Genomic DNA, 12,822 nt, shown 5'->3' on the forward strand with positions numbered 1-12,822 from the left:
GATATCACCTCTAACTAAGTGACCAAATTCACTATGCCACTACATATGCAACATTGAGGAGACCAAGAGAGTAAGTAGTCTACCGCTTTACATTCTCCAAATAGATTATATGTTGATGTAACAAGCTCTACGATTTCCAGTTCATTTAGCTTTTCATCAAAGCGATCTTCTGACTCCTCCGACTCATCTCGTCTATCAAAATATCTATGTAGCCAGTGCCTTGCCGATCTCAAATAGCTACGAGCTTCTCCTGAACAGTCTCCAATCGATGATAGTAATGAAGAAGAATAGACCGTTTCTGAGCCTTCCCATGCGCCACCTAAAACTCTTCTATGTGCAAGCTCCTGAACTCTTTCAGATGATAAAAATCTCGTGGTCAAATCACAGTTTTTAGATAAAATTTCTATTTGTCGTTCATCGCCCGCAATCTCTTCACCAGCCCTTAACGCTAACTTACTAGCTTCATAATACTTTCTTTCTTTTAAAGCGGCTTTAAATGCATATTGAAGACGGAATAATCTAATTTTTCGTGCATCAAAGGGACGATCAGTTGGTAAGCTGTCATCAGAAAGTGCTAGTTCAACCAATTCATCAAACAACTCCGCTTTTAACATCATCAAAGGCAATGCTTCTGAAACGTAAGAGTAGCTATTTGCTAATGGTTTAATCCGCTCTATAAAGCTCCTTATCTGTGTTGTAGTCGCAATAAAAGTATCTTGAAACCACTTTTCAGTCGGCTCATCTCTAAACTGAACGGAGCTATCAGTCATCCAAAGTGGTCTACCCAGCTCTGTTATAAAACTCCTTACTAAATCTTCCGAAACTTCGGCGACCAGAGCTAAGACATTTAAGGGGATAAATGGCGGCAAAGTCGCAAGTCCAGTGCAGATAGCATCTATTTGCTCCCTATCGTTTTTTGGAAAGGTGTCTTTCAGAGAAGCAATTGCTTTTTCTAGTTGTTTCTCAATAAGATCATCTACGGTCATTGGATTTGAACTAAAAGAAGAAAGTAATTCACTAATGGAAGGAGCATTTAAACTGAGGGCATTAGCTTGAACACGAGGATTACCGCTCGTTAACCGATTAAACTCCTTTGCATCATGTATAGACACATCTTTGTATCGACTAGAAAGGATCAAGAATGTCTCTCTATCAGTAAAACATTGAAGCTCTATCATATTGACGGTAGGAGGTGGGTCGAACAAGTGTGTACGTTCTGGCCTAGACGCAAAAACAATTCTGCAATTATCTGGAACATGTTCTCTGATCAATAGCGAAGCAAAGCAACTATCACCTGAGCTTTTAGCTGCCATTTCAGCGTTATCGACAGCATCAAAAATCAATACTAGCAAAGCATTCTCACAACGCTCTCTTAGAGCTGTGCACGCTTCATTTAACCTAGTAAGAAATGCTCTCATCCAGTAATCATCAGGCTCGTGTCTAGAGGGTATAAGTGCTGTACACAACCCCTCTTTGGCAAGCTGGTTTGAAACTTGAACAAAACTATCATGGGGACGGTGACGCTTTTGACTTGTCCTTCTATAACCCCCATTACCAAAACAGTCATATACGATCGCACATGAATGTTCATTAAAGTGTCTGGCAATATTTTGGCAAAGTATGGACTTGCCGACTCCACCATTAGCCGAAATTAGTGTGTGAGAGCGGGTGCTACTAATTGATTTAATGATTTCTTCTTCTTGCTCTCTCTGGATATATTCAGAAATAGATTCCAACTGTGGCGGCGCTGGGAAAAAATCATGAATATCCGTAATATCAAAGACCTCTAACACGTCATTTATAGTTATTACGTTACTCTTTCCTGGTTCTATCTTCTCTGTGATCTTACTAACAAGGAGTTTAGCTGTCTTATCAAACTCTTTAGAAACTGTAATCAGGGAGAGTTCTTTGTGAATATCATACTTTTGAGCGTCATAGTTCCCTTCCCCATCGCAAAGACGTATTACAGAGCAAAATTGAGTAAGTAATTTACCTTTTAATCCTGTATATTTTTCTATAGTTTCAGTAAATCTAATATCGGCTTTTTGATTATTTGCAATCTTTTTTATATTAGTTTTAAATGATTTAGCAATTGGGCGATTGGTTATGACAGTGAAAACGTAGTGTTCTAAACCTGATTTTTTTGAGCTGAACGCTCTAAACCTTTCAGAAAAGCCCACAATAGTGTCTTTTAAGCCACTTAATGTGAAAGGACAATCTAATTGAGTTGTTGAGTGTTTTAGTTGAAAGTACTCTACGATTGCCCCTTTTCCAGACATTGAATACTCGGCAACATCAACCACGCATTCACCAGGCTTGTCTGGTTCTAATGAGCCTTCTATCGTTATCTTGTGCAACTTTGTATTGAAATCTAAAAGTTTCAAACACCGTTTTGCAGCCCAACGATAGTGGAAAATGTCCCCAGCACGCGAAAAGTTTATCAAGCTATTGTTAAACGTCATTTTATATGCACAACTACCATTAACTATTGTGTGATTATGACACTAGTAGCATCAGTCAGCAAACGCCCCTATGTATCGAATAAGGTGCCATTGGCTTTAGAGAAACCTTCGACTAATTAGGCGAATTAAAATGCATATTAGAGCATTTCAAGCATATGTGATATGGTGCTTATGTGTTTTACATCTCATATTCATGAGCTAGGTTATAAGTAAAATAAAATGAACAAGACAAAGAACTATAATGAACTCAAGCAGCGCCAGCGTAATGAACGATCTGATTACTCTCCCAACTTAGGCATTAGAGTACATAGAGCACTAAGCTGGCTAAACAAAGCTGAGCAATGCACCGACGACGATTCGAAATTTACTTTTTTGTGGATTGCATTCAACTCTGCTTACGCTCAAGAGTTTGAACAAAAACTTGTTTATGGTGAAAAAGGTCTATATCAAGAGTTTTTGGACAAACTGGTTTCTGTAGATGCTACAAATAAGCTCCACAACATAGTCTGGTCAGAATACGCTGGTACTATTAGATTGATTCTAGAAAACGAATTTATTCTTCAATCTTACTGGGACTTCCAAAGTGAGAGAATTTCAGAGCAAGACTGGAAAAATCACCGTTCAAAGGCTAAAACGGCTGCTAGCAAAGCCTTAGGCCAATGCAATACTGCCGTCGTCTTATCGATACTGTTTTCTAGACTCTATACTCTCAGAAACCAAATCATTCATGGAGGAGCAACATTCAACAGCTCTGCAAATAGAAAACAACTACGAGATTGCACCTCAATACTTGAAATGCTCATCCCAAACATCATCGAGTTAATGATGGACAACAAATCTGTACTATGGGGGGCTCCTGTCTACCCATTAATACAGAGTTAATGATATAATTTTTAACCCTGTATTAAAAATTTACAATTCTAAATCTTTTAGTGCTTGCAATACTCGTTCTTCAATGTCTTCAGGACAGTCACCATATCTAGCCTGAAGCTGTTTAAATGAATTAAAATCATAGCAAACACAAAGTAGTTCAACTGTCTGTCCATTACCAGCTAATATAGGAACCGTAATCACGAAGCCATTCGAACTGAAATTCTGCCAATCAATGACCTCTCCAAGCTTGGCTGTTAAACGCATTGCAGTATCTATTTGCGTCCCTCTACGTTTTAACTCGATGAGTTCTGTCAGTGTCATTTGACTAGATTTCGCGACCTTGTAGAATCTTGATAGTTTTGATTTATAACGTTGGCTGCTCTTTCTCATGAATTTCTCTCAAATGTAGATATACAGTCATGCTGATAAGCGTGACAAATACGAAAGTAAAGTGACTAAATCAGTTTATAGTTAACAGCCTTATGAAAATGGACAGTAGGCGTTTGCGTGGTTTCTAGTGTCAAGCCACAATACGGACAATGAATAATGTTAAAAGCAGTTTGCCAGAGCAACTCCCCTACTTCATTAAGTTCATGACTCAGTTCTAGATCCATTTCTGTTGCCATTTCAGAGACAAACAAAAACCATTGTTCGTCAGTTGTGTAGTGATCTGTACAGTACACTTGAACTTCCTTCGGCATTTGTTCGCATTGATGCTGTTTCGTCATAATATCTATCCCGACGCGCGTTAAAAGAAGTAAAACATTTCGCTCTGTTTTACTTGTTCTTTTCGTTTTGATTTGTAACGATTGCAACCATAAAGGCCAGGGACACGAGATTCTTTCTGTGTTTGGTTGCTTTGCGCTGATTGACGCCTATCCGTTTTAATATGGTATTGACTCAATACCATACAGTTAACTGATTTTTTATTAGAGAATGGTACGTTGGGTTTAATACTATGATGCTGTTCTTCAACAGTTAAACTGTTCGCTTTAAGTAATGCTTCGCAATCTGAGATTGAATAATCATCATAGGGATTTAAATCAACAGTGGAATTTAAACCATCATTTAAATTCTTGTTAATAACATTTAGTTTTGGGTTTTTATACACGTATTTATGACGATTCACTTTGATTACCTTTAAATTCAGACCATGTTTAACACCACTTTAATAAAGCATATTTTAAAAGAACTGTAAATATAAAATAAAAAATAAATCAAATAAAACTTTTTTATTTATTAAAAGCTTCTGCCGCCATAGAATACATACGATCACGTCTCATTAAGCTTATAGTTAGAAATCGTTTTTTGAAATAAATACCACAAGATAAAGCATTAAACGAGTTGGCGGCAAAGGTTAGAATTCTACAATCATGAAAACGACACTAGCTTATATAAGACATAATTTAAAAGAATGAAATCGTCGAGAATAGAGACTTCTAAATCTTAATTAATAATATCGCTTGCTAACCAGATCTATATTATAAAAGATTTAGTTAGCCGAACGAACCTTGTTGTGTTTTTCAATAAATAAATATGATATGTCCAACAAAACAATTCAGTAGACCATACAATTATTAATCGTTCTTCTGACTCGTAGAGTCAGTAAATAGCATGCTAGCGCATGCAGATAACGAATAGTTTATCGTGCATTTAAGGGAACATAGGATTTAATTTTTTATATAGTATATAGATATTTACCATGTTCCCTATTTTAGGTTTTTAACCGTCTGATTAATAGTCAAAATTATAAAGTGTGGTTATCGAAAATTGCAGGCTATTAATTTCCGTTTTATTGGACAAAAGTTTAACCAAATGTATGTGATGGTGGGCATTTTATCGATTTTTAAATGGTTAATCCACATCTGGCTGCTTATCTCTGCTTGACAGAGTAAACATTATCGGGAGCAAGCTCAGATGCCCTTGGTCTAGTTTACGCCTATGGCATCGCCGCTCTATACTTCATGTATCATCACAACCGCTGAATAAGTACGCAGTTTACCTAACCCATATGCCCTACAGTCCAACCGTTAACATCATCAGGCTCTCAATATACTAACTAGTATTATTACTCTAACGCAATACTTGCAGCGATAACAGACTGTTTACACCCAGTGCAAAATCCTATAGCCATCGAGGGGCTTTGTGCGTAAATCGATGGAACTAAATCAAGAAGTTACGTTCTGATCCACTACACCCATTAATCGTCGTCGCCTCATGCCTAAACCTCGTTACAAAACAACTAACTGGAAGCAGTACAACAAAACCTTAATAAGCCGCGGTTCTCTGACCTTTTGGATTGATGAGGAAGAGATTACCGAGTGGAAGCAAAACAAACAAGGCAAGCGAGGTAGACCTCGCCGATTTAGCGACTTAGCCATTTCTACTGCACTGATGGTGAAACGAGTTTTCTCTATGCCATTGAGAGCGCTGCAAGGTTTTATAGACTCAGTATTTAAGCTAGCTAACATTCCGCTAGTGTGTCCGCACTACACTTGTATAAGCCGTCAGCTAAGCAAGTTGAGGTTTCATTTATAACTAAAACTAGAGGCGCGATACAGCATCTGGCCATTTATGCAACTGGCCTCAAAGTTTATGGCGAAGGTGAATGGAAGGTCAAGAAGCATGGTACTGACGGAAAGCGTAGAGTCTGGAGAAAGCTACATCTCGCAGTCGATACCAACACCCACGACATAGTCGCAGCAGAGCTGAGCTTATCTAACGTAACCGATGCCGATGTGCTTCCCATTTGCTTAAGCAGACATGTCGCAAAATCATTGAGATATCAGGCGATGGCGCTTATGACACAAGGAATTGCCACGATGCCATGCAGCCTTCTGGGAACAAGGGCATCCTCGTAACTTAGCGGTAGGTTGCCAGAAACTCTACGACTCCAACAAGAAGTGAAAAATGCGGTATGGCTATCATAAGCGCTCTCTATCAGAGATAGCGATGTACCGAGTAAAACAGCTACTAGGTGGGAAATTAGGCCTAAGAAATTACAATGCACAGATTGGCGAGGCTTACGCCATGATCAAGGCACTGAACAAACTTACAGGGCTTGGTATGCTTGAAACTCAGTGTATTGTTTAAGAATTGACTAATATGGGGCTATCATGCATTTTCACTGAATTAGGCAAAGCCCCATCGAGGTACATGTAATACTAGTCAATATCTCAATCTAGTAAGTGACCTCGATGTTTCGCATATCAATTGCATATAAGACACTGAATACTAATTAATCGTCCTTCTGACTCGTAGAGTCAGTAAATAGCATGCTAACGCATGCAGATAGCAAATGGTTGTACATTTAAAGGGAACATAGGATTTTATTTTATATATAAGATATATAAATTTATCATGTTCCCTATTTAAAGCATCTAACTAATTGATTAATCATCTTCATTTTAAAATATAACCAATAATAAAACCCAACTAATGCCAATTGATTATTCACATTAAAATTCAAACTAACACAATAATAATTACTTAAGTAGTTATTTATGTATAATATTAACACTCAGCATAAATTGACAAAAAACATTAACTTTCTCTAAAGTTAACAGCACATTCGATTGAATTACTTGGGAAATTTCTTTGACTTGAAAATTACTTTTTATTATAAGTGATTTTTTGTTCATATTTTTATATCCAAAGGATACAATAATAAAAAATAAAAATAACGAATTAATCATGCTAAGTATAAAACCAATAATAAACATCAAAAATCCATATTCTAATAAGTGCGTCCTTTTTGTTGGCACTCCTGAAGATATATCATTTTATAACGACTTCAGAAACGATGTAGCCCTGACATCCGCTTCAATCGCTGCAAAAACTTACAATGGCAAAGCACATACTCTTTCCTACATTAACGTCAGCAAAGATGTTAATGATGAAGAGTTAGTTGATGCGGCAAAAGTAGCGTGTCAACGCGACATTACAATCCGATATAACGGTCAAATGCTTTCAAACAACCCAATAACTTACGGTTTTAGCATTTATTCAGGTATTTATCAAATCAAGCCTATCGAAGAGATAAAACTGCTCGCGATTAAAGAACTAATCAGTGCCGTTCCACTGAGGTTATCACGTGATGATGCTATAGCAGTTGCTAGCGAACAACTTAACATCGACAACTTGGAAGCTAAAGAACTAGTTAATATGTATAAGGATCCAATCTTAAGTACAGTGGATGATTTAGTCGGCTTAAAAAGTGCTTCAAATGTGTCAGCAATTCGAGAAATTGATTTCACCGCCAGTCGTGTAAATCTTCTTAGAGCATCAATGTCTTTGGGTAAGACTACTACTGCTATTGAAATTGCCAAAAAAGTACTTTCTTCAAACCCTGATGCTAAAGTTGTTTATATCTCCCACATAGAAGCTTTAGGTCAATGTTTTAAAAACAAGCTTCAATCTCATTTTTGTACAAAACTATCTACCTGTGATCATAAAGAAATGAACATTGGTAAGCTAGAGTCAGCGTCAGTACTGACAACAACGATTAATAGTCTACCAGGGCTACTATTCGAAGTTTTACAAGCAGATTTGATTATCTGGGATGAGTGCGAAAAAGGCATCACAGCAACTAAAGGTAGTCACTTTCAAAATTTGGACAGTCAGTTGAACAGCTATGAGTCTCTAAAGTCGGTTGTTGAAAATGCTAAGTGGTTAATTATGATGGATGCTGACATTTCTGAAGATATCAGCGGTAATTTCGTCAGGAGTATCGGTAAAGATGACATTGCTATATATAACGTTGATGACTACTCAGCCTATAAAAAAAGAACCGTATCCATAAAAGACCGTTCTACCGTTTTAAACTCCCCTTTCAATGAACGCCTATATGCTTTCGATTGTTTGAAAACAATGTGGCGTTCCATCAAACGTATGGGTTACAAAAGTAATAACAATGGGTGTTATAAAAAAGCACTTCAAGCGGGGATCTTAGTAGTTTGTTCAGATACTAAACGTCAGCCTGAAGTCATAGATTTCATTTCAGACCCGAATGTCGAAGCGCAAAAGTATCATAAAATTTTCTATTCGCCTTATATCGGCTGCGGTGTGAGTATTGAAAAGCACTATTCTGACACTATTACCATTATAAGTAACAGCGTACTTGTTCCAAATTCTCTGGTTCAGTTAGCATTACGTTTTAGAGCAGTCAAAGAAATTCACTTTGCGGTATCTAGAGATCGCAATAGTTACCTTTTACCAGCTAAACCAGTGGTCAGCGATAAGTTCACGTTTAATGATATGGTAGGACTACACGAAGCGCAGTCAACGGTTCTGAAAGCGAATATGCCTGTTGCATTAATAGCGACTCTCGAAGCACTGGGGTTTGACTCAATTTCCATCGAAACAAGTTCATCAAACAAGAACCAACATAAACAACTGTTAGCTGCCAGAAACCGAGTTGACTCTAACGAGGAAGCCCATGCAATCGCAGAAGCTCAAGATATTTCTGCACAAGAAGCAACCTTGATTATAGAATCAGGTAACGCTACAAACGAAGAAAAAGCGTCTTCGGATAAGTTTCTTTTGGCAAAGGAGTTTGGCATTCCTTCAGTTGATGTTAATGTTGAGTTGGTTAAGTTTGATCGACTATTTAAACTTAGAGATGAACTTCTTTCACTACAAAATAAAGAACTACGTGAGAGGTTAACCCCAGATGGAAAAAGAATATTATCTGTGGCTAATACCGTTATTGGAACTCTCGGCCTAAGCTATAACGAAAAAGTCGTCATTTCGAATGAAAACTATATAGCAGCCTACTCTCAAATGAAGATTAAGCATAACCAAATTGTGTTGTCAAAATATAATGGTATTTCATTCCGAACAAGTGCAACAGTGAATAATATTACACAGATAAAAAGAAGCGTTAATCACTTTCTTAAAATTCTAGGATTTAGTTGTAAAAATGAAGGCAAGTCAACTTGTAGGAAAAGCACTGTAGAACTTCATCCTTTCTCAAAAAGTTACTTAAATAAACATCTAAATACAGCAATACGTTTGAATTCCTATCGAAGTTCGTGTCATAGTTCGTTCATTTTGAATCATCGTGGTTTCTAATCTATGAAAATGATCTTCGAAATGCAGTATCGGCGTACAGAAAAGTTTATCTATAAACGTGATGAGATCTGCTCAATCTTTAGAAGTGATGATATTGAGCAGATCATTGCAAAACACGACTACATCGTCAGTATTAATTTTGAGCGATTTGTTTACTTGCGTTCGACATTGCCGCCTGATTTCTTTGACAAACTAGCTTTGTCACTGCGAGAAGGCGAACTGTGTTATATATCTTTCGAAGATGCCCTCTCAAGGTGGAGTGTTATCTCTCAGATCCCGATGATTTTAATTCTGGGTACAACAGGGGAATCAGGTTTTTATAAGACTAGGTTTGGCAGTATTGAGTTTGTCCATGTTCCTCATAGTCGAGAGGTAATACTTTCAAATACGACCGAACCTTATTACGCTATTCGATTAGCTAAGAAATTTTTTGCTTTCGAAGATTTAAAGCGGATTGATAGGAACATGCATCTTATCGATTACGAAGAACTCTATTGTGATGATTAAATAATTAAAATGATAAACCTTCACTTTTTATAGAATTTAATTGACTTTAATCATCATCAGTTATAACTTAAAAACAGATGCGTTAAACACCCCGCGTGTCACTTAATAAATCTACAATAAACGAAGTTTTGGGGTAAGTTTATTAAGGATTTATTATGCAAAATTTGAAGAACTATCAAGAACAGTCAAATAATCAACTTTCTTTGATTAACCACCCTCTACTCACTAGTCATGACATTCGTTTAAACGGCAGAAAATTACATATCACTTCCCCACTAGACCTATGCCTTACTTTTGCACAATCTATGGATCTAGTACTCCTTTCGTATGTAAAATTGAATGATGGTTCTGCTATTATGGCAACCTTTTCAAGCACGTTTCTATGTCAGGTTGAAAGTGAGGAAGACATTTTAAACGTAGTGTTTGCTCTCAATAAATCTCACTTTAGAAATATAACTGATAATGGGCAACTTCAACTTTATCTTTTTGATGATGTCGATAACAACTCCGAAATGGATGATTTCTGTTGCTCTTTCTCAATTAACGACTGGCTAAAACAAGTTAAGACCCATCAAATCTCATAAAACCATACTCTTTACTCTATGTTAATCCTTTCCCCAGATTGACTGTTGCCAGCGTGTAAACGCTGGCTTTTATCGTCTGTGCCTACCTCACATTTATGCTTAATAAAACACCTACCAACACTATCTGGATTGATGTCAGACCCAAAATGGTTCATACTTCAGACATTAAATAATTCACGATAATTGCTATGGAACAACTTAGCTACGCTCAAAAACAACGTTTGTCTTATATAGATTTCCGTTTGATGTTTGTGGGCCATTTTTCGCGAGCTGAAGTCGTCGCACATTTTAAGATGGGGCTTTCCAATGCCACTCGGGACATTAACCTGTATAAAGAACTGGCTGGCGAGAACCTTGTGTACGACAATGCCGAGAAGCGTTATTTCCAAACGTCATGTTTTAAGCCACTTTTTGACTATGATGCGCAAAAAGCGCTCAGTCAGCTTACGCACAACTTCAGTGATAGCATTGACATAATGGAAGATGTTCGTTTCCCTGTTGAAACACCGAGTCAGCTTGCTGTACCCGATATCCACATTGTTTCTAAGCTAACCCAATCAGCACTCAACAAAAAAGCGGTATCGATTGAATACATTTCTCTAGATAGTGGCCCAAGCAAAAGAACGATAATACCACATACATTAGTGAACAATGGTCTTCGATGGCATGTACGTGCCTACGATATGAAGAGCCATGAGTTTCGTGATTTTGTTGTTACTCGTATAACTAAAGCCAAACTGCTGGATCTAGCGGTATCAGAGTCTCAATCCAAGATGTCCGATAACCAATGGTTACGTATCGTTCCATTAGAGCTAGTACCCCATCCCAAAAATATTAAGCACCCCAAAGCCATTGAGTTGGATTACAACATGAATGATGGTGTTTTATACCTCGATGTTAGAGCCGCTATTGCTGGCTATTTATTACGAAGACTCAATGTCGATTGTTCTGATAGTGCCAGATTACTGTCTCCAGAACACCAACTATGGCTGCGTAACAGTCCAACACTTTATGGTATCGAAAACCTACACTTAGCCGCAGGCTATGAGGGGAATCGAACTCAACTTCATTCTTTAGGAAACATTGATGTCTGAACACAAACGCTACTTAGGCGATCTTATTGGTGGAAGTCTAATGCTCCGTGAAAGCCAAATCATTGCCGACCTGCTATTAACAGAACCAACCCTAGAGGATTGGAACAAAGCGATTGTAGAAGAGAACATCTTGCAAAAGCCTTCAGCTGCGTCAGCTAAACGCAATGCCGCGACAATCAAAAAGCGTCTGGAATCGTTAAACAACGAGTACCTTCAAAAATTAGCTTATAGCGGTACAGAAGAAGCAACACAGTTAATGTTCGCTGCAACATTAATCAACGCCCCTATCCTAGCGGATTTTATGCGAATTGTGGTAACAGACGCAAAGCGTATGTATAGAGAAGCATTGAATGTAGATGACTGGCAGCATTTTTGGCAGGAGCGCGGACGCCTATACCCAGGTTTACTTGAGATGTCAGAGTCATCTACGTATAAAATATCCCAAGTCGCGTTCAAAGTTTTAGCAGATGCAGGCTATATAGACTCCACCAAACACAAAAAACTCATGAATATCTTTGTCTCACCTGATGTACGCATTCTCCTATCAGAGATGGATAGAGATGATATCGTCAGAGCAATGGAGCCATAATGCAAACAGTACAGCAACTCCAGCAACGTTTGGAAAAAGTGCAAGACAGACTGGAAAGTGATGAGTTCCTCACCAACAAAGAACTGGGCGGTGAGATAGGCTTCTACATTTTCGACTACCCTGCTGAGCACGAGATTATTGTTCGAGAGCATATCGACTTTTTGACTAAAAAACTGGCATCACGCAGTGAAATCAAAGGAAAACGCTTCGCGTGTATCAATTTGTATGAAATGGTCGTCGAGTTACTGAAGTCTCGTAAGCTACTCGATCGAGCTTACAAGATGCAATTTGAGAAAGGTGATGATGCCTTATTCAAAGCACTAAAAGGCCCTCTTGAACAAAATCGGTTTGCTGAATTTATTGTAAAACAGGCTAATGTACTTGAATGTGACTTCATCATCTTACACGGGCTAGGCAGTGTCTGGCCTATCATTCGTGGGCATGGTCTTCTCAATGCATTGCATGCCAAAGTGGGGAACGTGCCTACCGTAATGTTTTATCCTGGTGAATACGATGGAGCAACATTAAAACCATTCGGCCGTATCGAATCAAATAACTATTACCGTGCGTTCAAACTCGTCCCATAGCTCAGTAAAAAGTATATGACGATGAACTTGCAAACTTACAATAAGCATGTTGGT

Annotated in this window: 11 protein-coding genes and 1 pseudogene; 8 read left to right on the forward strand and 4 right to left on the reverse strand. The window is 37.9% G+C overall.

All coding sequences use genetic code 11. From position 1 onward, the window contains the following. Positions 1-14 precede the first annotated feature (14 nt). Positions 15-2,462, reverse strand: a complete 2,448-nt coding sequence (locus ViNHUV68_RS19265; protein WP_391090762.1) for a hypothetical protein — start codon at positions 2,460-2,462, stop codon at positions 15-17. A gap of 219 nt (positions 2,463-2,681) precedes the next feature. Between ViNHUV68_RS19265 and ViNHUV68_RS19270 the strand changes: the two genes are divergently transcribed. Next, positions 2,682-3,344, forward strand: a complete 663-nt coding sequence (locus ViNHUV68_RS19270) for a HEPN domain-containing protein (RefSeq protein WP_031814998.1) — start codon at positions 2,682-2,684, stop codon at positions 3,342-3,344. 30 nt (positions 3,345-3,374) lie between these two features. Here ViNHUV68_RS19270 and ViNHUV68_RS19275 read toward each other — a convergent pair whose 3' ends face one another. The 3 genes from ViNHUV68_RS19275 to ViNHUV68_RS19285 all read right to left on the reverse strand — a co-directional run bounded on the left by ViNHUV68_RS19275 (position 3,375) and on the right by ViNHUV68_RS19285 (position 4,464). Next, entirely contained in the window at positions 3,375-3,725 is a 351-nt protein-coding gene (locus tag ViNHUV68_RS19275) for a hypothetical protein (protein ID WP_347365935.1), read from the reverse strand. Positions 3,726-3,790: 65 nt separating this feature from the next. Continuing rightward, the gene (locus tag ViNHUV68_RS19280; protein ID WP_391090764.1) at positions 3,791-4,018 is read right to left on the reverse strand and encodes a hypothetical protein; all 228 of its coding nucleotides are present in this window, start codon (positions 4,016-4,018) and stop codon (positions 3,791-3,793) included. A gap of 65 nt (positions 4,019-4,083) precedes the next feature. Next, positions 4,084-4,464, reverse strand: coding sequence for a hypothetical protein (locus tag ViNHUV68_RS19285; protein WP_257391189.1), 381 nt, complete (start codon positions 4,462-4,464; stop codon positions 4,084-4,086). A 1,088-nt stretch (positions 4,465-5,552) separates the two neighbouring features. Between ViNHUV68_RS19285 and ViNHUV68_RS19290 the strand changes: the two are divergent. The 7 genes and pseudogenes from ViNHUV68_RS19290 (at position 5,553) to ViNHUV68_RS19320 (ending at position 12,768) form a co-directional block, all read left to right on the forward strand. Further along, a pseudogene (locus tag ViNHUV68_RS19290) lies at positions 5,553-6,428 on the forward strand (IS5 family transposase). Positions 6,429-7,028: 600 nt separating this feature from the next. Further along, positions 7,029-9,407, forward strand: coding sequence for a hypothetical protein (locus ViNHUV68_RS19295; RefSeq protein ID WP_391090766.1), 2,379 nt, complete (start codon positions 7,029-7,031; stop codon positions 9,405-9,407). 3 nt (positions 9,408-9,410) lie between these two features. Next, entirely contained in the window at positions 9,411-9,914 is a 504-nt protein-coding gene (locus ViNHUV68_RS19300; RefSeq protein ID WP_391090768.1) for a hypothetical protein, read from the forward strand. Between the two features lie 155 nt (positions 9,915-10,069). Beyond that, complete coding sequence (locus ViNHUV68_RS19305; RefSeq protein WP_282136939.1) at positions 10,070-10,498, forward strand: hypothetical protein; 429 nt, start codon at positions 10,070-10,072, stop codon at positions 10,496-10,498. A 188-nt stretch (positions 10,499-10,686) separates the two neighbouring features. Next, on the forward strand, positions 10,687-11,592 hold the full coding sequence (locus ViNHUV68_RS19310) for a YafY family protein (RefSeq protein WP_065091085.1): 906 nt from the start codon (positions 10,687-10,689) through the stop codon (positions 11,590-11,592). Beyond that, positions 11,585-12,181: a DUF1819 family protein gene (locus ViNHUV68_RS19315; RefSeq protein ID WP_136997939.1), complete on the forward strand. Its 597-nt coding sequence runs from the start codon at positions 11,585-11,587 to the stop codon at positions 12,179-12,181. The genes ViNHUV68_RS19310 and ViNHUV68_RS19315 overlap by 8 nt, the downstream gene beginning before the upstream one ends. Then, a complete protein-coding gene (locus tag ViNHUV68_RS19320) occupies positions 12,181-12,768 on the forward strand; it encodes a DUF1788 domain-containing protein (RefSeq protein ID WP_140298950.1) in 588 nt (195 codons plus the stop codon). The genes ViNHUV68_RS19315 and ViNHUV68_RS19320 overlap by 1 nt, the downstream gene beginning before the upstream one ends. The last annotated feature ends 54 nt before the right edge of the window (positions 12,769-12,822 follow it).

It is taken from the genome of Vibrio sp. NH-UV-68 (genome assembly GCF_042940635.1).
In the GTDB taxonomy this organism is placed as follows: domain Bacteria; phylum Pseudomonadota; class Gammaproteobacteria; order Enterobacterales; family Vibrionaceae; genus Vibrio; species Vibrio pacinii.

What these genes read in the sequence shown, in the direction of transcription:
- ViNHUV68_RS19265 (WP_391090762.1), bottom strand. Translation starts at nt 2,462, where the DNA reads ATGACGTTTAACAATAGCTTGATAAACTTTTCGCGTGCTGGGGACATT.
- ViNHUV68_RS19300 (WP_391090768.1), top strand. Translation starts at nt 9,411, where the DNA reads ATGAAAATGATCTTCGAAATGCAGTATCGGCGTACAGAAAAGTTTATC.
- ViNHUV68_RS19315 (WP_136997939.1), top strand. Translation starts at nt 11,585, where the DNA reads ATGTCTGAACACAAACGCTACTTAGGCGATCTTATTGGTGGAAGTCTA.
- ViNHUV68_RS19295 (WP_391090766.1), top strand. Translation starts at nt 7,029, where the DNA reads ATGCTAAGTATAAAACCAATAATAAACATCAAAAATCCATATTCTAAT.
- ViNHUV68_RS19305 (WP_282136939.1), top strand. Translation starts at nt 10,070, where the DNA reads ATGCAAAATTTGAAGAACTATCAAGAACAGTCAAATAATCAACTTTCT.
- ViNHUV68_RS19275 (WP_347365935.1), bottom strand. Translation starts at nt 3,725, where the DNA reads ATGAGAAAGAGCAGCCAACGTTATAAATCAAAACTATCAAGATTCTAC.
- ViNHUV68_RS19310 (WP_065091085.1), top strand. Translation starts at nt 10,687, where the DNA reads ATGGAACAACTTAGCTACGCTCAAAAACAACGTTTGTCTTATATAGAT.
- ViNHUV68_RS19270 (WP_031814998.1), top strand. Translation starts at nt 2,682, where the DNA reads ATGAACAAGACAAAGAACTATAATGAACTCAAGCAGCGCCAGCGTAAT.
- ViNHUV68_RS19320 (WP_140298950.1), top strand. Translation starts at nt 12,181, where the DNA reads ATGCAAACAGTACAGCAACTCCAGCAACGTTTGGAAAAAGTGCAAGAC.